Source organism: Mesorhizobium sp. M0518 (genome assembly GCF_040321125.1).
Taxonomy (GTDB): domain Bacteria; phylum Pseudomonadota; class Alphaproteobacteria; order Rhizobiales; family Rhizobiaceae; genus Mesorhizobium.
The window spans coordinates 87,941-109,738 of record NZ_JAMYQY010000023.1 but is presented as its reverse complement, the minus strand read 5'-3'; the positions used below and the strand labels follow the sequence as shown (position 1 = coordinate 109,738).

The 21,798-nt window shown below is 63.4% G+C and carries 17 protein-coding genes; 5 read left to right on the top strand and 12 right to left on the bottom strand.

What is annotated here, in order from left to right; genetic code table 11:
• Positions 1–137: 137 nt before the first annotated feature.
• The 3 genes from NKI66_RS27300 to NKI66_RS27290 form a co-directional block, all read right to left on the bottom strand.
• Complete coding sequence (locus NKI66_RS27300; protein WP_013533649.1) at positions 138–887, bottom strand: enoyl-CoA hydratase-related protein; 750 nt, start codon at positions 885–887, stop codon at positions 138–140.
• Positions 888–901: 14 nt separating this feature from the next.
• Positions 902–1,540 (bottom strand): acyl-homoserine-lactone synthase, encoded by a 639-nt coding sequence (locus NKI66_RS27295; protein ID WP_013533650.1) that lies wholly within the window; start codon positions 1,538–1,540, stop codon positions 902–904.
• A 96-nt stretch (positions 1,541–1,636) separates the two neighbouring features.
• A complete protein-coding gene (locus NKI66_RS27290) occupies positions 1,637–2,368 on the bottom strand; it encodes a helix-turn-helix transcriptional regulator (protein WP_023811347.1) in 732 nt (243 codons plus the stop codon).
• A 248-nt stretch (positions 2,369–2,616) separates the two neighbouring features.
• On the opposite strand from NKI66_RS27290, the gene NKI66_RS27285 reads away from it, so the two are divergent.
• Positions 2,617–3,465, top strand: coding sequence for an ABC transporter substrate-binding protein (locus NKI66_RS27285; protein WP_023811348.1), 849 nt, complete (start codon positions 2,617–2,619; stop codon positions 3,463–3,465).
• 60 nt (positions 3,466–3,525) lie between these two features.
• On the opposite strand, the gene NKI66_RS27280 is transcribed toward NKI66_RS27285, so the two are convergent.
• Entirely contained in the window at positions 3,526–3,975 is a 450-nt protein-coding gene (locus NKI66_RS27280) for a tellurite resistance TerB family protein (protein ID WP_352719733.1), read from the bottom strand.
• A 123-nt stretch (positions 3,976–4,098) separates the two neighbouring features.
• Between NKI66_RS27280 and NKI66_RS27275 the strand changes: the two genes are divergently transcribed.
• Entirely contained in the window at positions 4,099–5,745 is a 1,647-nt protein-coding gene (locus NKI66_RS27275; RefSeq protein ID WP_023811349.1) for a lysine--tRNA ligase, read from the top strand.
• On the opposite strand, the gene NKI66_RS27270 is transcribed toward NKI66_RS27275, so the two are convergent.
• From NKI66_RS27270 to NKI66_RS27235, 8 genes are all read right to left on the bottom strand, one after another.
• Entirely contained in the window at positions 5,711–6,556 is an 846-nt protein-coding gene (locus NKI66_RS27270) for a hypothetical protein (protein ID WP_031213292.1), read from the bottom strand. The genes NKI66_RS27275 and NKI66_RS27270 overlap by 35 nt on opposite strands.
• 9 nt (positions 6,557–6,565) lie before the next feature.
• The gene (locus tag NKI66_RS27265; protein ID WP_023811351.1) at positions 6,566–7,234 is read right to left on the bottom strand and encodes a S24 family peptidase; all 669 of its coding nucleotides are present in this window, start codon (positions 7,232–7,234) and stop codon (positions 6,566–6,568) included.
• Positions 7,235–7,349: 115 nt separating this feature from the next.
• Positions 7,350–7,904, bottom strand: coding sequence for a thioesterase family protein (locus NKI66_RS27260; RefSeq protein WP_023811352.1), 555 nt, complete (start codon positions 7,902–7,904; stop codon positions 7,350–7,352).
• 65 nt (positions 7,905–7,969) lie between these two features.
• Positions 7,970–10,189: a 3-hydroxyacyl-CoA dehydrogenase NAD-binding domain-containing protein gene (locus tag NKI66_RS27255; RefSeq protein ID WP_352753545.1), complete on the bottom strand. Its 2,220-nt coding sequence runs from the start codon at positions 10,187–10,189 to the stop codon at positions 7,970–7,972.
• 14 nt (positions 10,190–10,203) lie between these two features.
• A complete protein-coding gene (locus NKI66_RS27250; protein ID WP_127295300.1) occupies positions 10,204–11,412 on the bottom strand; it encodes an acetyl-CoA C-acetyltransferase in 1,209 nt (402 codons plus the stop codon).
• Positions 11,413–11,445: 33 nt separating this feature from the next.
• Complete coding sequence (locus NKI66_RS27245) at positions 11,446–12,615, bottom strand: acyl-CoA dehydrogenase family protein (RefSeq protein ID WP_023811355.1); 1,170 nt, start codon at positions 12,613–12,615, stop codon at positions 11,446–11,448.
• 121 nt (positions 12,616–12,736) lie between these two features.
• Entirely contained in the window at positions 12,737–14,548 is a 1,812-nt protein-coding gene (locus NKI66_RS27240) for an acyl-CoA dehydrogenase (RefSeq protein WP_023811356.1), read from the bottom strand.
• A gap of 306 nt (positions 14,549–14,854) precedes the next feature.
• On the bottom strand, positions 14,855–15,313 hold the full coding sequence (locus NKI66_RS27235; RefSeq protein ID WP_013533661.1) for a MerR family transcriptional regulator: 459 nt from the start codon (positions 15,311–15,313) through the stop codon (positions 14,855–14,857).
• Positions 15,314–15,767: 454 nt separating this feature from the next.
• Here NKI66_RS27235 and NKI66_RS27230 point away from each other — a divergent pair, with 454 nt between their 5' ends.
• The 3 genes from NKI66_RS27230 to NKI66_RS27220 all read left to right on the top strand — a co-directional run bounded on the left by NKI66_RS27230 (position 15,768) and on the right by NKI66_RS27220 (position 21,718).
• Entirely contained in the window at positions 15,768–19,811 is a 4,044-nt protein-coding gene (locus tag NKI66_RS27230; RefSeq protein ID WP_352753542.1) for a peptidoglycan-binding protein, read from the top strand.
• 192 nt (positions 19,812–20,003) lie between these two features.
• The gene (locus NKI66_RS27225) at positions 20,004–20,927 is read left to right on the top strand and encodes a sulfite exporter TauE/SafE family protein (protein WP_023811359.1); all 924 of its coding nucleotides are present in this window, start codon (positions 20,004–20,006) and stop codon (positions 20,925–20,927) included.
• Entirely contained in the window at positions 20,927–21,718 is a 792-nt protein-coding gene (locus tag NKI66_RS27220) for a TIGR02186 family protein (RefSeq protein WP_352719726.1), read from the top strand. Before NKI66_RS27225 ends, NKI66_RS27220 begins: the two co-directional genes overlap by 1 nt.
• Positions 21,719–21,798: the final 80 nt, after the last annotated feature.

The following is a 21,798-nucleotide window of genomic DNA, read 5'->3' as shown; positions in this document are numbered from 1 at the left end:
TTGGGGGGTTATTTCTAATTCTTGGGAACGAATCAAAAGAACATCTGCGGCTAGGGGCGTGATTTCTGGGGAAAGCTGTATTGAGGGTGCCGGGCGGGGGGGCTTTGGCGGGGCGGCGCGTTCCTTGATGCTTTCGCTCAGGCCGCGAGCCGGGCGATGCGCTGCAATCGCCGCAGCGTGGTGTCGTCCTGCAGCGCCTGCTGGAAAAGCGAAATCTCCTGATCGATGCGGTCGCAGAGGGCCTCGGTGTTCCCCTTCAGCAAGCCGCGCGTCTGCAGCAAGGCGGCGACCGGCTTCTTGACGAGTTGTCTTGCCCGGCCAAGGGCTGCCTCCTCGACGGTGCCCCCCGGCACGATCTCCGCGACCAGGCCGAGCGCCCTGGCATCTTCGGCGCGAAGCGTGTCGCCGAGGCAGAAGAAGCGGAAGGCACCGGCATAGCCGAGCTTCTGCGGTGCCAGGATGCTGGTCGCCGCGTCCGGCACCAGGCCGAAATCGACGAACGGCACCCTGAACGTGCTCTCATCGGACGCGATCACCATATCGCAATGGAACAGGATGGTGCAGCCGACACCGACGGCATCGCCATCGACGCAGGCAAGGATGGGCTTGGGAAACGTCGCCAGCGTGCGGAACAGGTCGGTGACGGCGGCGATCAGTTTCTGGTGCTTGGTGGCGTCGAGGAATTCGGAGAAGTCGCCGCCCAGGCAGAAACAGCCTGCCAGGCCGCGCAGCACGACGACGCGAACCTCCTCATTGTCGGCGGCTTCATGGAAGGTCCTTGCCAGGCTTTCATAGGCCCTCCTGTCCAGCACCGGCCGGCCGTCACTCGACGACACGGTGACCACCAGCGTGTGGTTGCGAAGTTCAGGTTGCGGATGTGTGCTCATGACTGTCTCCGATCTCATGACGCACGCCTTTGCCCGAGCATGTCGGGATATCCCCTGGCCAGCACGGGAGCAAAATGATTGCGGCGCGACCGCACCACATCGAGGGTGTGTTCGTTGAAGGTCAGCAAAGTGGCGACGACCTGCTGGTTGCCATAGGTGCGCTGATAGCCCAGCGGGGTCGCCAGGAAATGCAGTTGCAAGGCGCGCAGCACCCACATCGGCTCGAACTCGATGATCACCTTGTCGACGCCGCGCTTCAGCCCCCACTCGACGAAACCGGCAATCAGTTCGGTGCCGACGGTCGAAACGCCGCGACGGCCGTCACGAAAACCGGGAGCCACCGCGTAGCGGGTCAATTCCCAGATGTTTGGACCCGATGGCGGCGTTCCTTCGGAAAGATCGGTCAAGACCTCGGTCAGCAGATGTGGCCGCGTCGTCGGCAACATCCTCTGATAACCTGCCACTTCACCGCCCCTGATGACGATCTGATGGACCGCCTCGTCGTGATCGAACTGGTCGAGTTCGAGCCCGTCAGGCCGCCTGAGGTCATCCCACCCCATCTCTTCGACGAATATCTTGTAGCGCAACCGATGGACGGCCTCCCAAAGGTCGGGACGTTCCATCAATTCCTGGGTTGTAAGGGAAAAAAGCATTCCGCCGTCTCCTGCGTTCAGAGGAAGATACGGCCGTGCTTTGATGAGAAAATTGCGTGATCGCGTAGGCAAAAATTCCAGGTCGGCACGGCCGACCTAACTAATGTAGCCGCGCCGTATCGCTTCCGCGACGGCCTGCACCCTGTTGACGGCACCTAGTTTGCTTTTGGCGTTAAGAAGATGTTTCTCCGAGGTGTGTTCGGAAATGCCGAGGATTTGCGAAATCTCCCATTCGGACTTGCCGACGGCGGCCCATTGCAGGCATTCGCGCTCCCGCGGCGTCAGCACGATATGATCGATGGTGCTGTTCGCCATGGTGTGGAGTTGCATGGCGCGGCCAACCGCGTAGGTCGAGACCAGCGACACCTGGCCGAATTCGGCGACGGACAATTCCACGGCCTCGCCGCCGAGCGACACCATGACGATCTGGCCGTCGAGCGTGATCAACGGAAAGGCCAATCCATCACGCAGTTTGAAGGCGCCGGCATCGCCCATCACTTCGCCGCTGCTCTTGTCGATGCGGATGCCCTGCGACGCCTCGTGCCACTGGAAGGGCGCCTGCAACTGTTTCATATGGCTGACGACGGGGTCATGATCGACATAGTTGCGCGCGACATAGCGCTCCAGCCACTCTCCCGGCCAATCGCAGAGAAGCACATGCTGCTTTTGCTGGCCGGCCGGCGTGCCTGGCTGCGGTACGGTTCCAGCCATCAGTGCGGTGAGACCGAAATCCGATGTTATGCCCAGCAGCCTTTCACAGACCGCCGCCGCCGTTGCGGCGTGCTGCAGTTGGTCTATGTATTCCAGCGTGCGATCGAACTGACCCATCGCAACATCAACCCCATGTTGCCTCGTGCATTGCGGCCAATGATGCGTGCCTGATTTACACTTCGCCACCGACCACGGATTGCAAATCGCATACTTATTTTGTGGCTTCCCTCACCGAGGCGGCCGGAGCTGATTTGCAAACCGGTTGAATCATATCCTGAAATCGGCGGGTTGAAATCAAAAACCATTGTGCCTGTACCATTTTCGTACCAAAACCGGTGCGAGCACGACTGTGGCGGAGTTTTATCTTGGCGTTCCGGTGGAGATCCTTCGCCTTTGCGATGCTGATCGGATTGCTGTCGTTCGCCGACGGCGCGCGCGCCGCGGCGCCTCAGGTTCCGATGCTGTGGGATGCCAAGGAGCGGCTGCCCAAACCAGACCTTTCGACGCTGCCCCGGCTGAGATTCCTGACCACCACGGACTTCCCGCCCTTCAACTTCCTCGACGGTGCGGGAAAGCTGTCCGGCTTCCATATCGATCTGGCACGCGCCATCTGCGCCGAGCTTGGCATCGTCGAAAAATGCCAGATCCAGGCCCTGCCTTGGGCCGAGCTGGAAGGCGCACTGCGGAAAGACGAAGGCGAGGCGATCATCGCCGGCATCGCCGCAACACCGGAATCGCGCACGACCTACGCCTTCTCGCGCTCCTATCTACAGTTTCCAGCGCGCTTCATCATGCCGAAGAGCAAGGCACTGACCGAGCCCATCTTTGACAAATTGCACGGCAAGCGTGTCGGCGTGATATCAGGCTCGGCGCATGAGCGCATGCTGCGCGACTATTTCAGCACGGTTCAGGTCATCCCTTTCGACAGGCCGGAAGACCTCTATGCCGATCTCAAGGCCGGCAAGGTCGACGCCGCCTTCGGCGACGGCATGCGCCTGGCTTTCTGGCTGGGCGGCTCGGACGCGGCGGGCTGCTGCCGCTTTGCCGGCGGGCCCTATCTGGCGCCCGAATATCTGGGCACTGGCATGGCCATCGCCACCAAAGCGGACAATCCGGCGCTGGCCGCCGCGATCGATTACGCGCTGCAGGAAATTTCGATGAAAGGCACGTTCGCGGAATTTTATCTGCGCTACTTTCCGGTCAGTTTTTTCTGATCCGGTTCCGTCAGCTTTGCCGGCCTGAGCTGCATCTCAACAGCGCCCGGCCAAGGACTTTCAGGTCAGCGTGCGCAGCCGCGCCTTGGCCGCGCGGCCGATGGCAGCAACCGTCAGCGTGTCGAGATCGAGCTGACGACGGATCAGCTGCAGCACCCGCACTTCTTCCATGCGCATTTCGAGGTCGACGGCGGCAACCTCGAAGGCGGCGGCATAGGCGGTATCGCGCAGCCGCTCAGGCAAGACCTCGGCGACTTCAGCCAGCACGCCCTCCAGCCCATGCTTTTCGTGCAGGCGCTTCTGGCAGTCCTGGGCGACGCCGACCAGCCTGTCGTGGTTGAAGTCCTCGAACACCGGCCAGGAGCGGACGACCTCGCCGATCCGCGCCAGTTCGACATCGGTCATGTCGCGGTCGGAGGCCGAGGTGATGACCATCAGATAGATCAGGGCTTCATGAGGTGTCGGCAATTTTTTCTCCTCGAACCGGACCTCGAAGTTAGGAACGCCCATTCTGCACCGCAAGGAAAAAGCGCCGCACGCGTTGACGCTCCGGCGCTGCACGCCTAGAGACCGGTTGAAAAACCCTTGCTGCGGCCCGCCTTCGGGCCGGCAAATGATTTGGAAAACTGTGACATGGCGGGATCAAACATCATCGATCTCAACCCCGAGCTACTGGCGGCCGCGACCGAAAGCAAGGCGTGGCCGTTCGAGGAGGCCAAAAAGATCATCGAGCGCTACAAAGGCGCCGACTTCCCGCAAACAGTCCTGTTCGAGACCGGCTACGGGCCGTCCGGCCTGCCGCATATCGGCACGTTCGGCGAGGTGGCGCGCACCTCGATGGTGCGCCATGCCTTCCGCGTCCTGACGCAGGACAAGGTCGCGACCAAGCTGCTGTGCTTTTCCGACGATATGGACGGCATGCGCAAGATACCCGACAGTGTGCCGGACCGCGCCGCGCTCGAGCCGCATCTGCACAAGCCGCTGTCGTCGGTCCCCAACCCCTTCGGCGGCGACTATGCGAGCTTCGCCGACCACAACAACGCGATGCTTTGCCGCTTCCTCGACACGTTCGGCTTCGACTACGAGTTCGCCAGCGCGACGCAATACTACAAAGCCGGCCGTTTCGATGCGATGCTGCTGCGCGCCGCCGAACGCTATGAGCAGATCATGGCGGTGATGCTGCCGACGCTCGGGCCCGAGCGGCAGGCGACCTACAGCCCGTTCCTGCCGATCTCGCCGAAGAGCGGCCGGGTGCTTTACGTGCCGATGAAGCATGTCGACGCCAAGGCCGGCACCATCACCTTCGACGACGAGGGCACCGAGACCACGCTTTCGATCACCGGCGGCCGCGTGAAGCTGCAGTGGAAGCCGGATTTCGGCATGCGCTGGGCAGCGCTTGGCGTCGATTTCGAAATGTTCGGCAAGGACCACCAGACCAATGCGGTGGTCTACGACCGCATCTGCAACATTCTGGGCGGACGGGCGCCGGAGCATTTCGTCTACGAACTGTTCCTCGACGAGAACGGCCAGAAGATCTCGAAGTCGAAAGGTAACGGGCTGACCATCGACGAGTGGCTGACCTATGCGCCGACCGAAAGCCTCGGGCTCTACATGTACCAGCGGCCGCGGCAGGCCAAGAAGCTGTATTTCGACGTCATCCCGCGGGCCGTGGACGAATACTATACGTTCCTCGCCGCCTATCCCCGGCAGGACTGGAAGGAACGGCTGGGCAATCCGGTCTGGCACATGCATGACGGCAACCCGCCCGCGATCGACATGCCGGTGCCGTTCTCGCTGCTGCTCAATCTGGTCAGCGCCTCCAACGCGCAGAACAAGGATGTGCTGTGGGGGTTCATTTCACGTCATACGCAAGGCGTGACGCCAAAGACGCATCCCGAGCTCGACCGGCTGGTCGGCCATGCGATCCGCTATTTCGACGATTTCGTGAAGCCGACGAAAACCTTCCGGCCCGCCGACGAGGTCGAGCGCGAGGCGCTGGCAGCCCTCGACGAAGCGCTTGGCGCGCTGCCGGCGGACGCCAGCGGCGAAGCGATCCAGAACGCCTCGCTCAATGTCGCACGCAGGATCGAGCGCTATCAGGATCATTCCAAGCAGAGCCCGGAAGGCGGCCCCGGCGTATCGGGCGCCTTCTTCCAGATGATCTACCAGGTGCTGATCGGCCAGGAGCGCGGCCCGCGCTTCGGCTCGTTCGCAGCACTCTATGGCGTTGCCGAGACACGTGCGCTCATTGAGCGGGCGCTGGCTGGTCAGCTGGCTTGAGCACGCCGTCGGCCTCTTCCAGGATCGAACTCGGCGCCTGAGGCGCCGGGCTCGGTGCGGCCGGCATCGCCGGCAGGCCGGAAAGGTTCGGCGCCGACCCAAAAATGCCCTTCTTCGCCGTGCGTGCCTTGTCGCCGGCCTCGACATAGGGCCCACCCTTGGCGGCGCGCGCCCAGCCATTTTCGACCAGCCACTGACCGACATCCTGCTTGCCGATCCGGCACTCGGCTGCGATCAGGTCGCGGCCACCCTGCGGCGGCACCGTGCAGACCACCGCGCGGCCGCGCAGGAAGGCGCGGAACGCCGTCCGCGCCCGGACGCCGCACGGCCAGGGCTTGCCGTCCTCGCTGCAGGTCTCGTCCTGCCTGACGATATCGATGCCGGAAACCGCGACCGAGTAACCCTTTGCCTCGATCAGGCCGGCGGCCGGCGCAACCGGCTGGAACAGCTTTGTGCCGTTCCAATCGTCAGGCATTTTCGGCTTGGGTGGCACAGCCAGCGCGAGCTTGCTCAACGGCTCGCGCGGCTCGACCCGTTCAAGCCCGTCGGCGGGCAGTTCCGGCGGCGCGACGATTTCGGGATCGATTGCCCTTGAATGCGGCTTCGGCGGCTGTGGAGCTGCGATGGCTGAGGTGGCCGGCTCCTGCGGCACCGTCCCGGCAGCCTGCTGCGCCATCGTATCGGCGCCCGGATCAAGCTGGTCCACGGCAATGACGCTTTCACTTCCTTTCAACGTGCGACCGCCGGTGACGACCATGGCCGCCATCACAGGGACCATCAGAACCGCCAGCGCATGATGGAGAAGCCGCACCAGCTTGACCTATTGGCTTGCCCAGACAATCCGCGCCACCCACTCGACATCGCGCATGGGAATGTCGCGGTCGGGATGATCGGGATTGAGCGAGACCAGCGCAATCGACTTGAGGCTCTGGCGCTCGAGCACCTTGGCCATCACCTCGCCTGATGTGGTCTTGACAACGACGCGATCGCCCTTGCGGGTGACGGCGCCCGGTTCGACGATGAGGACGTCGCCATTGCGGTAGAGCGGCAGCATGGAATCGCCCTGCACCTGCAGCGCGTAGGAGCTCTCGGTCGATTGCGCCGGCAGTTCGACCAGATCCCAACCCTGCCCGACTGGAAAGCCGGCATCGTCGAAGAAGCCGCCGGCGCCGGCTTGGGCAAAGCCGAGCAACGGCACGGAGCTTCTGCGGGCGACCGAAGCGGCATGGCTGGTCGAAGCACCATTGCTTATCCCGGGCCGGCCTTCGATCAGACCGGTGAATTCGTCGAGTGAGGCGCCCGTTGCCTCGATGATCTTGGCCAGTGATTCGGTCGAGGGCCAGCGCGGCCGGCCATCCGACGACAAACGCTTCGACTTGTTGAAGGCAGTGGAATCGAGCCCCGCACGCTTGGCCAAACCCGAGGCCGAAAGCGAATAGCGCTTGGCAAGAGCATCGATGGCAGCCCAGACTCGGTCGTGCGAGAGCATGCTCGCTCTCCTTCGGTGCAGGAAAAAATACCTTTCCCTTCTAGTCTTGGAATGTCGTTTTGTCCACCGGTCGTGGAGTGGTTGCAAACGTTCCCGTCGATCGCGGAAAGTCCGATTACCGGGATCGATCGACGCCCTTGGCCAAGCTGCGCAGACCCTGGTGCGATGTCATGAAAATCCGCTCCGTTTGCGTCGGTGGCCGCGGGTTCACGGCACGACCAAGTGCCGCAACGACCTCGTCAATCTCAAGGAAGTTGCGAGCCTTGCGATCGTAGACGCCGGCCGTCGTCAGGATCAACGCGGCCGTCTCGCCATTGTCGAGGACGAAGCGGTGCTTGCCGACAACCTGGGTGCCTTCCCAGGTCTCGATCGAGGACACCACTTCGAAGCGGCGCCACAGCCTGATCTCGCGTGCATAGACCGCCTGCAGTCCGCCCATCATCGGCGCCCAGCCATTCTTCCTTGCCAGCGTGATGAGGCCTGCACGAACAAACAGGTCGATGCGGCCGAGATCGGCCAGCATCATGTAGCGCGCATTGTTGAGATGGATGTTGAAATCGATGTCGGTCGGCAGGCAGCGGAAAGCCAGCCGGCCTTCGCCGCCCATCACATAGGGGCCACGGCTGCGTGCCGTGGCCATCATGCGCACCATGCGCGCCCAGACATACATTACAGCGCCGCGCGTCCTCTTGGACGCGCAAAGGACGCTGCAAGACGCTTGATTTTGCTCATGCGTCAGGCTGCCTGCTTCACGTCGCCTTTCGCATAGGGATCGAAGCGCTGGTAGAAGCTCTCGCCCTTCTCGGCCATGTCGAGCAGCAGCTTGGGCGCCTTGAACTCGGCGCCGTATTTCTTCTGCAGGTTCTTGGCGATCTTGACGAACGCCTTGGCGCCGATGCCGTCGATGTAGGACAGCGCACCGCCGGTGTAGGGAGCGAAGCCGAAAGCGAGGATCGAGCCGACATCGGCCTCGCGCGGGTCGGTGACGATGCCTTCTTCCATCACCCGCGCCGCTTCCAGCGCGATGGTGACCAGCAGCCGCTGCTGCAGTTCCCCATAATCGACCTTCTCGGGTGCAAGCTGCGGATAGAGATCCCTAAGGCCCGGCCACAGCTTCTTCTTGGCGGGCTTTGCCGGGTAATCGTAAAAACCCTTGCCGTTCTTGCGGCCGAAGCGGCCGTGATCGTCGACCATGGTGTTGATCAGCGCCATCTGCTTGGGATCGACCGCCTTGTCGCCCAAATCCCTGATGGTCTGCTTCATGATCTTCTGGGCAAGGTCGATGGCGGTCTCGTCGGTCAGCGCCAGGGGGCCGACCGGCATGCCGGCTGCCTTCGCCGCGTTCTCGATCATCGGCGCGGGAACGCCCTCGATCAGCATCTTGTAGGCTTCCGACATGTAGCGCAGCACGCAGCGATTGACGTAGAAGCCGCGCGTGTCGTTGACGACGATCGGCGTCTTCTTGATGGCGCGAACGAAGTCGATCGCGGTGGCCAGCGCCTTGTCGCCGGTCTTCTTGCCCAAAATAATCTCGACCAGCATCATCTTGTCGACCGGCGAGAAGAAATGGATGCCGATGAAATTCTTCGGCCGCGCCGAATTCTTGGCCAGCGACGAGATCGGGATGGTGGAGGTGTTCGACGCGAAGATCGCCGATGGCTTCAGCACGGCTTCCGCCTGTTCGGTGGCGCTCTTCTTCACGCTCGAATCCTCGAAAACGGCCTCGACCACCAGATCGCAGCCGGCAAGGTCGGCATAGTCCGCCGTCGGCGTGATCAGCGACAGCAGTTTGTCCTTGTCCTCCGGCTTGGCGCGGCCCTTCTTAACCTGATCCGAGATCAGGCCGTCGGAATGCGCCTTGCCCTTGGTAGCCGACTCCAGATCACGGTCGAGCAGCACCACCGGGACGCCGGCCTTGGCGGTGACATAGGCGATGCCCGCGCCCATGAAGCCGGCCCCGAGAATGCCGACCTTCTTGAACTTGGTTTCGGGCACGCCGGCCGGGCGGCGGGCGCCCTTGTTCAGTTCCTGCAGCGACACAAACAACGAGCGGATCATCGCCGCCGCTTCCCTGGTCTGCATGATCTCGGTGAAATAGCGCTGCTCGATGCGCAAGGCGGTGTCGAACGGCACCAGCAGGCCTTCATAGACGCATTTGAGGATCGCGGCGGCGGCGGGATAGTTGCCGTAGGTCTCGCGACGCAGGATGGCGATGGCCGGTGGCCACAGATTGGCGCCCGCCACCGAGTAGATCGGGCCGCCGGGCAGCTTGAAACCCTTCTCGTCCCAAGGAGCGACCGGCTTCAGGCCGTTCCTGATCATCGCCTTGGCGGTCTCGACCAATCTGACCGGCTCGGCGATCTCATGGATCAGGCCCATAGACTTGGCCTTCTGCGGCGACAGTGTCTGGCCGGAGGTCAGCATCTGCAGCGCCTGCTGCTGATCGGTCAGCCGCGGCACGCGCTGGGTGCCGCCGGCGCCCGGGAAGATGCCGATCTTCACCTCCGGAAGCGCCATCTTCACCTTGTCGCTGTCGGCGGCGACACGGCCGTGGCAGGCGAGCGACAATTCGAAGGCGCCGCCCATGCAGGTGCCGTTGATCGCCGACACCCACGGCTTTCCGCAAGTTTCCAGCTTGCGAAACAGGCCGGTCATCATGCCGGCATTGTCGAACAGCGCCTTGGTCGCCTTTTCGGCGTCCATGCCCTTTTCCGCGGCGAAGGTCGTCAGCATCTTCTGCAGCAGGGTGATGTCGGCACCGCCGGAGAAGGTGTCCTTGCCGGAAGTGATCACGGCGCCCTTGATGGCGGCATCACCAGCCACCTTGTCGACAATGGCGTTCAATTCCCGCATCGCCTCTTCGGTGAAAACGTTCATCGAGCGGCCAGGCATGTCCCAGGTGACCAGCGCAATGCCGTCGGCGTCGATGTCGAGGGTGAAATTGGTGTAGCTCATCGTTTCTCTCCCCGTCAGACGCGTTCGATGATGGTTGCGGTTCCCATGCCGGCGCCGATGCACAGCGTCACCAGAGCGGTGTTGAGATCGCGGCGCTCGAGTTCGTCCAGCACCGTGCCGAAGATCATCGCGCCGGTGGCGCCGAGCGGATGACCCATAGCGATAGCACCGCCATTGACGTTGATCTTGTCGTGATCGATGTCGAACGCCTGCATGTAGCGCAGCACCACCGAAGCGAAGGCTTCGTTGAGCTCGAACAGGTCGATGTCCGAGAGCTTCATCTTGGCGCGCTTCAACAGCTTCTCGGTGACGTCGACCGGGCCGGTCAGCATCAGCACCGGCTCGGAGCCGATGTTGGCGAAGGTGCGGATGCGGGCGCGCGGCTTCAGCCCCATCGCCTTGCCCGCCTTCTTCGAACCGAGCAGCACGGCGGCGGCGCCATCGACGATGCCGGAGGAATTGCCGGCATGATGGACGTGATTGACCTCTTCCACCTCGGGATGCTTCTGCACGGCGACGGCATCGAAGCCGCCCATTTCGCCTGGCATGACGAAGGACGGGTTGAGCGAGGCCAGCGACTGCATGTCGGTGGACGGGCGCATATGTTCGTCATGGTCGAGGATGGTCAGGCCGTTCTGGTCCTTGATCGGGACGACGGAATTCTTGAAGCGGCCATCGGCCCAGGATTTGGCGGCGCGCTTCTGGCTCTCGACCGCATAGGCGTCGACGTCGTCTCTGCTGAAGCCGTATTTGGTGGCGATCAGGTCGGCCGAGATGCCTTGCGGCACGAACCAGCCGGGCAGGCCGACCGAAGGATCCATGAACCAGGCGCCGCCCGAGGCGCCCATGCCGACACGCGACATCGATTCGACGCCGCCGGCAATGACGATCTCATCGGCGCCCTGCGCGATCTTGGCGGCGCCGAAATTGATGGCGTCGAGCCCGGAAGCGCAGAAGCGTGAGATCTGCATGCCGGGCGCCTTGGTGTCGTAGCCGGCCTCGAAGGCGGCGGCGCGCGGAATGACCGAGCCGGCTTCGCCGACCGGATCGACGCAGCCGAAGATGATGTCATCGACATTGCCGGTGTCGAGCCCATTGCGGTCGCGCAGCGCCTCGAGCGTCTTGGCGGCAAGCCGCACCGCCGGCACCTCGTGCAGCGATCCGTCCTTCTTGCCCTTGCCGCGCGGTGTGCGCACAGCGTCATAGACATAAGCTTCAGCCATTTGCTTGCTCCTTGGGTTTGCCGGTCGTTGCCCTCAGAGAGAGCGGCCGATCAGCAATTTCATGATCTCATTGGTGCCGCCGTAGATGCGCTGGACGCGAGCGTCGCGGAACATGCGGGCGATCGGATATTCATTCATGTAGCCATAGCCGCCATGCAGTTGAAGGCATTCGTCGACTACTTTTCCCTGCAGGTCGCTGAGCCAGTACTTGGCCATCGACGCGGTCACAGGATCGAGGCCGCCGGCGATGTGGCGGGTGACGCAATCATTGTAGAAGACGCGGCCGATGGTGGCCTCGGTCTTGAGTTCGGCCAGCTTGAACTGGGTGTTCTGGAAATCGATGATCGCCTTGCCGAACGCCTTGCGCTCCTTGACGTAACGAATAGTCAGCGCCAGCGCCCGCTCGATCATCGCAATGGCGCCGGTGCCGATCTGCAGTCGCTCCTGCGGCAGTTGCTGCATCAGCTGGACGAAGCCCTGCCCTTCCTCGTGGCCGAGCAGGTTGGAGGTCGGCACGCGCATGTCGTTGAAGAACAGCTCCGACGTGTCGTTGGCCTTGAGCCCGATCTTGTCGAGGTTACGGCCGCGCTGAAAACCTTCGACCTCGTCGGTCTCGACGACGATCAGCGAGGTGCCCTTGGCGCCCTTCTCCGGATCGGTCTTGGTGACGACGATGATGAAGTTCGCAAGCTGCCCATTGGTGATGAAGGTCTTGGAACCGTTGATCTTGTACTGGTTGCCATCCTTCTGCGCCCGCGTCTTGACGCCCTGCAGGTCGGAGCCGGCGCCGGGCTCGGTCATGGCGATGGCGCCGATCAGCTCGCCGGTCGCCAGTTTCGGCAGCCATTTCTTTTTCTGCTCCTCGGAGCCGTAGTGGAGGATATAAGGGGCGACGATCGAATTGTGCAGGCCGATGCCGAACCCGTCGACACCGACATGGCCGATGGCCTCGATGATAGCGCTCTCATGCGCGAATGTGCCGCCGGAACCGCCATATTCCTCCGGCATCGAGGCGCAGAGCAGGCCGGCGGAACCTGCCTTCAGCCAGCTTTCGCGATCGACCATCTCGTTCTTCTCGAACTCGTCGTAGCGCGGCGCGATCTCCTCCGACATGAAGCGATGCGCCATGTCGTAGAGCATGCCGACCTCGTCCGCCGCCCAGGCGGGCTTCGGAAGGCCAAGGATTTCAGCTGGGTTGGTCATGCTGGTATGATACTCCTCCCGAGATGCATCATCGAAACTGAAGCCGGCGCACTGCCGCAACGACCCCTCCCGGCCCTTCGGGCCACCCTCCCCTCGAGAGGGAGGGGGACGCAGGTCATCTTTAGAACGCTTCCGCCGGCAGTGCCATCAATGTGTCGGCGCCGCTCGAAATGCGGGCGAGATGCGCCGACGTCTCCGGCATGATCCGCTCCATGAAGAAGCGCCCCGTCACGACCTTGTTGTCGTAGAAAGCCACGTTGTTTTCATAAGAGGATTGCGCGCCATTGGCGTCAGTCTTGCCAAGTGCCACCTTGGCCATCTGCGCCCACATATAGCCCAGAGCAACCAGGCCGAAGAGATGCATGTAGTCGGTCGAGGCCGCACCGGCATTGTCGGGCTTGGCCATGCCGTTCTGCACCAGCCACATGGTCGCCGCCTGCAAATCGTTGAGACCTTTCTTCAGCGCCTTGGTGAATGGCGCCATCTTCTCGTCGGAGCGGTTCTCCTCGCAGAACTCACCGACCTCCTTGAAGAAGGCCTGCACGGCGCGGCCGCCATTCAGGCCGAGCTTGCGGCCGACGAGGTCGAGCGCCTGGATGCCGTTGGCGCCTTCATAGATCATGGCGATGCGGGCATCGCGCACGAACTGGCTCATGCCATGCTCTTCTATGTAGCCGTGACCGCCGAACACCTGCTGCGCCATGACGGCGTGGTCGAACCCTTTGTCCGTGAGCACGCCCTTGACCACCGGTGTCATCAGGCCGGTGTAATCGTCGGCGGCCTGGCGGTCCTTATCGTCGCCGGAGCGGTGGGCAATATCGGACTTGATCGCCGTCCACAGCGCCAGCGCGCGGCCGGCCTCGTTGAAGGCTTTCATGGTCATCAGGCTGCGGCGGATGTCGGGATGGACGATGATCGGGTCGGCCTTCTTGTCCGGCGCCTTCGGCCCCGACAATGAGCGGCCCTGCAAACGGTCCTTGGCGTAGCCGACAGCGTTCTGGTAGGCGATCTCCGACAGCGAAAGCCCTTGCAGGCCCACACCAAGGCGCGCCTCGTTCATCATCGTGAACATCGCCTTCAGGCCGCCATTGGCCTCGCCGAGCAGCGTGCCCTCAGCCTCGTCATAGTTCATGACGCAGGTCGAATTGCCATGGATGCCCATCTTCTCCTCGATCGAGCCGCAGGAGACGGTGTTCCTGGTGCCCGGATTGCCCGACGGGTCGAGCTTGAGCTTCGGCACGATGAACAGCGAGATGCCCTTGACGCCTTCCGGCGCGCCCTCGATGCGGGCCAGAACCAGATGGACGATGTTGTCCGACATGTCGTGTTCGCCGGCCGAGATGAAGATCTTCTGGCCTGAAATTTTATAGGTGCCATCGCCGTTCGGCACCGCCTTGGTGCGCAACAGGCCGAGATCCGTGCCGCAATGCGGCTCGGTCAGGTTCATGGTGCCGGTCCAGGCACCCTCGATCATCCTCGGCAACCATGTCGCCTTCTGCTCGTCGGTGCCGTGGGTGATGATCGCGGCGATCGCACCCTGCGTCAGGCCCGGATACATCATCAAGGACATATTGGCCGAGACCATATATTCGGCGACAGCGGTGTGCACGGCATAGGGCAGGCCCTGGCCGCCGAACTCGACGGGTGCGGCCAATCCCATCCAGCCGCCCTCACGATACTGGTCGAAGGCCTCCTTGAAGCCTTTCGGCGTGGTCACCGAGCCATCGTCGTGACGCACACAGCCTTCCATGTCGCCGACACGGTTCAGCGGATGCATGACGTTTTCGGCGAGCTTGGCGCCTTCGGCGAGGATCGCCTCGAGTACATCGGGCGTGGCATCGGCAAATCCGGGAAGGTTCGAATAACGCTGGTAACCCAGAACCTCGTTGAGCACGAACAGCGTATCCTGTACCGGAGCCCTGTATGTCGGCATGCTTTTTCTCCACCCTGCAAACCCGGTCCGAATACCCCGAAGACAAGCCAGGGCGGCATGCGGACCCATATTGGGAGTGGGATAGCAAAAATTGACGTTTGCGTAAACGTCAATTTTTTCGATGCGACAAGATTCCCCGCCCACTGGAGCAATGAGCGTAGCGGCGCGACGTTGCGCAAGCCAGCGCCGAAAGGCCATAAGAGTGGGCCAGGACAACGAAAGCCGCGTGGCAGGCCACGCGGCTCGACAGAACTCGGACAATCAGCGGACGACTTGGTGTCTGGCGCAACTCCTGACGGAATTGCTTTAGCTGGCGGCGCTCGCCTGCGGCGCCGAACGCTCGCTCAGCATCTGGCGCACCGCCGACATCGAGCCGCTCAGCTCGTTGATGGCGTCGTCGATCAGCGCCCTTTGCTTCTGCAGGCGGGCAAGCTGCTTTTCCGACTTGTCCAGCGCGAGCTTGAGCTGCTTGGTGTTTGAACCGGTCGGATCGTAGAGATCCATCATCTGCTTGACGTCACGCAGCGAGAACCCGACCTTGCGGCCAAGCAGGATCAGCTTGAGGCGGGCCTTGTCGCGGCGCGTGTAGAGACGGGTCGACCCGTCACGCTGCGGGTTGAGCAGGCCTTTGTCTTCGTAGAAACGCAGCGTGCGCAGCGTCACTCCATATTTCTTCGCCATCTCGCCGATGCGGACGAGGTCCTCGCCGGCTTCGGCAGACATATTGGTATTGGCCGCGGTCTCGCCGGCCGAGATAAGCTTCATGGTCACTGGCTTCCCCGTCTGGTGGCGTCGCGGTCCCGGACCGTGCGTCGCCTGACTGGAAGCGGGGGCCTGCTTCCAGTCGTGGTTTCAACAAACAAATCGCAAACATGCGCTCAATGCGCCTTTTACGTTTACGTCAATTCTATACCGATTGCCGCATGATGACGCAAGGGCGTTCTGCGCGCCGCCCTTTATGCCGCACCGTCAGGCCAGCAGCCGACATCCTTTCAATTTCTTAAGTTTGGTTAACGCGTTGTTTACCACGTTGGGGGAAATGTGGGCGCGTCGGCTACCCGTGTTTATCCTGTATCGAATTTTTCACGGTTTTTCGGAGCGCGGGCGAGAGCCCGGGAAGCTCGTCTTCCGCCGCGGCATCGCCGCCGGTCGCCTTCGTTCCGATAGGGACCTGGGGGAACTGGCCGCGAGCCAGCCATTCTGAAAGACGGACGCACCGATGAACAGCAAGCGGTCCTATCTCGATACACTCAATGCCGGCAGGCAGCGCAGGCCGCAGACCACGCTCGAGCAGTTGAACCAGTCGCTGGAGACGCTGGAGCAGCGGCTGGAGCGGACGCGCGAGGATCCGATGGCACGTCCCGATCCCCGCCAACCAGATCTGCGCCAACCCGATCCCCGCCAATATGGTGCCGACGCGCGCTATCCCGCCGCCCGGCCCTCTGGCCAGCAGCGCTGGTATGAGGACCCGCAGCCCGCGCCGCGTCCGAAGAGCCCGCTGCAGGGAGCCGCCGCTTTCGAGCAGAATTACCAGGCCATTGCCCGCGATATCGATCGCGTGCGCGGCCAGGAGGATGGCGTTGCCATGGTCGGCAAGATCGCCGGCGAATTGCGCGGCATGCGCGAGGAACTGCGCCACCAGATGACCGCAGGTCTGCAGCGGGAATTCGAAGCGCTGCGCAAGGACATCGAGCGGGCATTCCAGTCAGGCGCAAGGCCCGGTGCTTCGGCCAAGGGCAGTGCTGAACTCGGCCTTGAGTTCGAGCGGCTTTCGGGCGCCATCCAGACCCTGGCCGAGAAGAGCGACGACAGAAGCGTCAACATGCTGCGGCTCGAGCTTGAACAGGTCAAAGCCGCACTCGAAACGCTGGCACGCGAAGAGAGTGTGCAGAAGGTCGACCGCCGCTGGGACGATTTCGATCGCCGCTGGACGGCGTTCGAAGACCGCGTCGACGCCGACCAGCGCAAGCGCTCGGACGACCCGGGCCTGTCCGCTCTGACCGCCCGGCTGGAGCAGATCAGCAATGCCGTCAACAATTTGCCGGAATCGTTGTCGCTGCGCTCGCTGGAGGAGAAGGTGCGCACGCTTGCCGGCGCTGTCGACCATTTCGCCAGCCAGCAGGACAATCGCGGCAGCGACACACTTGGCATGATCGACGAGCGGCTGGACGAGATCTCCCGCGCCATCGTCGCATCCACGGTCGCGGCGCAAGCCAATTCATTCGACCACGAGGCTTTCGAGCGCATCGAGAGGCGGATCGACTCGCTTGCCAGCCAGATCGAGGAAGTGGCGCAGGATCGTCCAGGCAACGCGGTCATGGACCGGCTGAGCACGCTGTCCGGTCGGGTCGACGAGCTCGGCGGTCGCGCCAATCTGCCCGAGCAGGCGATGGAGCGCCTGGCCAAGCAGATCGCACTCATCGCCGACAAGATCGACCAGGCGCCCGCCATGCCTGACGCCGACTACATCTTCCATGGGCTGGAGCAGCGCTTCGACGTGCTGTCGAGCATGATGGAACGCCGCCAGGGTGACGCCATCGAACAGGGCAACATGCTGTTCCGCGATCTCGAGCGCAGACTGGACGAGGTTGCCGACAGGCTCGACCAGCGCATGCCGCAGGTCGACAGCGCCGGCATCATGGAAGCCATCGATGCCCGCTTTACGGCGCTCGCCAAGCGTATGGAAACGCGTGTGCCCGATCCCGCGGGCGAAGCCGCGATCCGCGGCCTGGAGAGCCGGCTCGAAGACATTTCAAGCCGGCTGGACGCGTCGGCCGCACAGGTCGCCGGCATCGATCCGGCGCTGATCCGCAGCCTGGAAGCACAGGTTGCCGGCCTGTCCGCTCATCTTTCCAAGCCCAGCACCCCGCTGCCGGAATTCGAGGACATCAGCCCGCGTCTCAACGAAATTGAAAAGTCGCTCGCAGGAACCCGCGATTCCATCCTTGGCGCGGCGCGCGAAGCGGCCGAGAACGCAGTGCAATCGCTGGCCGGTTCGAGCGCCAATACGACCGCGGTTTCCGGCCTCGCCCAGGATTTGAAGACACTTGAAACGCTGACGCGGCGCTCCGACGAGCGCAATTCGAGAACGTTCGAGGCCATCCACGACACGTTGCTCAAGATCGTCGACCGGCTAGGTTCGCTCGAACCCGGCGAGCCGGTCGAGGCGATGAGCGAATTGCTGGATGCGGCACCGGCCGAGCCGAGCAACTGGCGCGGCGCCCGGCGGCCCAAGATGGCTGTCGACGCGCCGTCGATGGATATCGATCAGCCCCTGCCATTGACCGGGGACATGGCCGATCTCGATGGCCGTGCCGCCGCCATCCTGCGCAACGAGCCGAGTGCGCGTGGCGACCTGGGTACGCGTGGCGACCTGGGTATTGGTATCGGCACGCGCACGCCGGCCGAGGCTGCGGCGGCGGCTGCCATGGCCGCGCTCGGTTCGGACACGATCGCCGAGAAAGGCGAACAGGCAGGCGGCCGCAAGTCGTTGTTCGGTGGCCTGGCTCGCGCCTTCAAGGGCAAGAAGGAGGCGGACATGCCGCCACTGGCCGGCTCGGCGCCGAGTGCCCCGATCCCGAGCGTCGATCTCGACGAGCCGCTCGATCCGAAAATGGCCAACCGGCCGCTGGAGCCCGGCTCCGGCGCACCTGACCTCAATGCCATCATGAAGCGCGTGCGTGACGAGCGCGGCCAGCCGGCCAAGCCCAGCGACACCGATGCCGCCAAATCGGATTTCATCGCCGCGGCCCGGCGCGCGGCGCCGGCCGCGGCCGCCGAGGCCGATGCGCTGAAGCGCCAGTCGACGGTGACCGGACCGGTGAAGGCGCTGCGGATCGGCGACCTGCTCAAGGCACGGCGCAAGCCAATCCTGATGGGGACAACCGCGATCCTGCTGGCGCTGGGCGCTCTGCAACTGGGCAAGGCCTTCTTCGCTGATCCGGCCCAGGTGGCGAGCAACGATGTCGCGCCGATCGTCGCCTCGCAGCCGGTGCAGACCGCCTCGCTCGATGCCGCGAGCCAGCCAAAGACGGACGCGCAGCCCGCGGCAGTGGAAAGCGCGCCGGACCATGCCGTCAGACAGGCCGAGCCGTCCGCACCGGCAACCAAGGACGACATGGCCGCGCAAAGCATGATTGCCACGCCGTCAGGCGCCGAGCCGTCGATGGGTGCCGCGCCGACCGCCGAGCCGGTTCCGGCGCCCGTCGCCTTGGCCACATCGGCCGATGCGAACCCAGCGGTGTCCGAGACAACAGCCCCGGCTGCGCCGCCCTCGACCGTTCCGGTCGCCCCGGAAGCTGCCGATACCGACACCGGCATCCAGCCTATGGCGGCAGAGCCGACCATCGCCAAGGACACCACGGGCGCGGTTCCGCCGGTGGACGCTTCGCCGGCGACGACGGCAAAGTTCGACATTCCCGCTGACGCCGGCCCGCCCGCCTTGCGTGATGCCGCCGCCGGCGGCGACGCCAAGGCGCTGTTCGAAATCGGCTCGCGCTATGCCGAGTCGCGCGGCGTCAAGGAAGACATGGCGGCAGCGGCCAAATGGTACGAGAAATCGGCGGAACTCGGCTTCGCGCCGGCCGAATACCGCATCGGAAATTTCTACGAAAAGGGCATCGGCGTCGCGCGCGACATCAAGAAAGCGAAGACCTGGTACCAGCTTGCCGCAGCACAGGGTAACGCCAGCGGCATGCACAATCTGGCCGTCCTGTTCGCCATGGCGGCAGACGGCGTGACCGACAATGAATCGGCCGCGCACTGGTTCCAGGCGGCGGCCGACGTCGGCGTCAAGGACAGCCAGTTCAACCTCGGCATCCTCGCCGCCAAGGGCGTCGGCATGAAGCAGAACCTCGAGGAATCCTACAAATGGTTCGCGCTCGTCGCCAAGACCGGCGACAAGGATGCGGCGGCCAAGCGTGACGAGATCGCCAATGCGCTGCGGCCCGAGCAACTCGAACGCGCCCGCGCCGCGACCGAACTGTGGAAGGCCAAGCCGCTGGATGCGGCGGCCAATTCGGCCGACATTCCCGAATCCTGGCAGGACGGCACACCGCAGACGACAGCCAGCATCGACATGAAGAAAGCCGTCCAGAACATCCAGCGCATTCTCAACAAGAACGGCTACGACGCCGGCGGCGCCGACGGCAAGATGGGCCAGAAGACGAAGACCGCGATCATGGCTTTCCAGACCGACAACAAGATGCCGGCGACCGGCGAAGTCGATGAAAAACTGGTCAAGGCGCTGCTGGCGCGCAAATAACGGCAGAGGCGTCGTTTCCACGACGCCTCTGCCACACATTCGCCTGTTAACTGATTGAGATGTTTTTTGTTTCGGCGGCGTAGCGTGGTTTGACTTCGCAGCACCTCCGGCGCAAGAACGAATTGGCTTGTCGGTCCAAGATGCCCGCAACGGTTGCATTCGCCGACAGGCAGAACTGATCGAGACTGACGGGTGGGCATCTATCTCCCGATCGCGGAAATTTCCGTCAATATCTTCGTCCTGCTGGCCATGGGCGCGGCGGTGGGTTTCCTGTCGGGCATGTTCGGCGTCGGCGGCGGCTTCCTCATCACGCCGCTGTTGATCTTCTACAACATACCCCCGGCGATCGCTGTCGCCACCGGCGCCAACCAGGTCATCGCCTCCTCCGTCTCCGGCGTCCTTTCGCACATGAAGCGGGGTACGCTCGATTTCAAGCTCGGCGGGGTGTTGCTGGCCGGCGGCATTGTCGGCTCCACCGGCGGCATCTACGTCTTCGCCTTCCTGCGCCGCCTCGGCCAGCTCGACCTGTTCATCTCGCTGCTCTACGTCGTGCTGCTCGGCACCGTCGGCGGGCTGATGCTGGTCGAAAGCGTCAATGCGCTGCGCGCCACGCGCAGCGGTGCGGCGCCGGTGCTGAAGAAATCCGGCCAGCACAACTGGATCCACCGCTTGCCGCTGAAGATGCGGTTCAGGGCGTCAAAACTGTTCGTCAGCGTCATCCCCGTACTTGGCCTTGGCGCCGGCATCGGCTTCCTGTCGTCGATCATGGGCGTCGGCGGCGGCTTCATCATGGTGCCGGCACTGATCTATCTGCTGAAAGTGCCGACCAACGTCGTCATCGGCACCTCGCTGTTCCAGATCATCTTCACCTCCGCCTATACGACGCTGGTCCACGCCACCACCAACCAGACGGTCGATGTCGTGCTGGCCTTCCTGCTGATGGCGGGCGGCGTTGCCGGTGCGCAGTACGGCGCCAAGGCAGGCCAGAGGCTGCGCGGCGAGCAGCTCAGGGCCTTGCTGGCGCTGCTGGTGCTGGCGGTGGCGATACGATTGGCGATCGATCTTTTCGTCACCCCGCCCAACCTCTATTCGCTGTCTGCCGCAGGCCTCAACTGATGAAGGCTCGCAACACATTCGCAACCGCCATTCTCCTGACGCTGCTTGCGGCCGCCGTGCCGGCGAAGGCACAGGTCCCGCTGACCGAAGGCATCCAGATCGGTCTCTCCACCGACAACGTCTCGATCACCGCCGGCTTTTCCGGGGCTGACCTGACCATCTTCGGTTCGCTGGAAAACCCGGATCCACTCGTCGCGCGCCAGGGCCGCTACGACGTCATCGTCGTGCTCGAAGGTCCGCCCAAACCGGTGGTGGTGCGCCGCAAGGACAGGGTGCTCGGCGTCTGGGTCAATCTGGACTCCGAGACCTTCGAGAACGTGCCGGTCTCCTATTCGGTGGCGACGACGCGGCCGCTGCAGGACATCACCGAACCCAACAGCTACAAGCAGCTGTCGCTCGGCGCCTCCAATCTCTACATGCAGCCCGCCGATGCCGGCGACAGCCCGGCGACGATCGAGGAGTTCACGGCGGCACTGCGGGAGCGCAAGTCGGCGACCGGCCTCTACAGCGAGAATGTCGGCGGCGTGCAATTTTTGTCGCAGAACCTTTTCCGCGCCACCGTCAGGCTGGCACCGAATGTGCCAGTTGGAACCCATAAAGCCCGCGCGTTCCTGTTCAAGAGCGGCCTGTTCATCAAGGAAAGCTCGGCCCAGCTCGAAATCCGCAAATCCGGTTTCGAGCAGTCGATCTTCCGTGTCGCGCACAATTACTCCTTCCTCTATGGCGTCTTCGCGATATCGCTGGCCATGCTGACCGGCTGGCTCGGAAGGCTGATCTTCCGGCGGGATTAATGCATGTCGCCCAAAAGTGGCCCCGGTTTTGGGAGACGACATGCATCGAACCAAAGACCTGAAGTGCGTCGCGTGAATCC

Excerpts from the sequence above, each read along its gene's own strand:
- NKI66_RS27240 (WP_023811356.1), bottom strand. The coding sequence starts at position 14,548 with ATGCCGACATACAGGGCTCCGGTACAGGATACGCTGTTCGTGCTCAAC.
- NKI66_RS27260 (WP_023811352.1), bottom strand. The coding sequence starts at position 7,904 with ATGTATGTCTGGGCGCGCATGGTGCGCATGATGGCCACGGCACGCAGC.
- NKI66_RS27245 (WP_023811355.1), bottom strand. The coding sequence starts at position 12,615 with ATGACCAACCCAGCTGAAATCCTTGGCCTTCCGAAGCCCGCCTGGGCG.
- NKI66_RS27265 (WP_023811351.1), bottom strand. The coding sequence starts at position 7,234 with ATGCTCTCGCACGACCGAGTCTGGGCTGCCATCGATGCTCTTGCCAAG.
- NKI66_RS27235 (WP_013533661.1), bottom strand. The coding sequence starts at position 15,313 with ATGAAGCTTATCTCGGCCGGCGAGACCGCGGCCAATACCAATATGTCT.
- NKI66_RS27255 (WP_352753545.1), bottom strand. The coding sequence starts at position 10,189 with ATGAGCTACACCAATTTCACCCTCGACATCGACGCCGACGGCATTGCG.
- NKI66_RS27295 (WP_013533650.1), bottom strand. The coding sequence starts at position 1,540 with ATGCTTTTTTCCCTTACAACCCAGGAATTGATGGAACGTCCCGACCTT.
- NKI66_RS27250 (WP_127295300.1), bottom strand. The coding sequence starts at position 11,412 with ATGGCTGAAGCTTATGTCTATGACGCTGTGCGCACACCGCGCGGCAAG.
- NKI66_RS27230 (WP_352753542.1), top strand. The coding sequence starts at position 15,768 with ATGAACAGCAAGCGGTCCTATCTCGATACACTCAATGCCGGCAGGCAG.
- NKI66_RS27290 (WP_023811347.1), bottom strand. The coding sequence starts at position 2,368 with ATGGGTCAGTTCGATCGCACGCTGGAATACATAGACCAACTGCAGCAC.
- NKI66_RS27300 (WP_013533649.1), bottom strand. The coding sequence starts at position 887 with ATGAGCACACATCCGCAACCTGAACTTCGCAACCACACGCTGGTGGTC.
- NKI66_RS27275 (WP_023811349.1), top strand. The coding sequence starts at position 4,099 with ATGGCGGGATCAAACATCATCGATCTCAACCCCGAGCTACTGGCGGCC.
- NKI66_RS27220 (WP_352719726.1), top strand. The coding sequence starts at position 20,927 with ATGAAGGCTCGCAACACATTCGCAACCGCCATTCTCCTGACGCTGCTT.
- NKI66_RS27280 (WP_352719733.1), bottom strand. The coding sequence starts at position 3,975 with ATGGGCGTTCCTAACTTCGAGGTCCGGTTCGAGGAGAAAAAATTGCCG.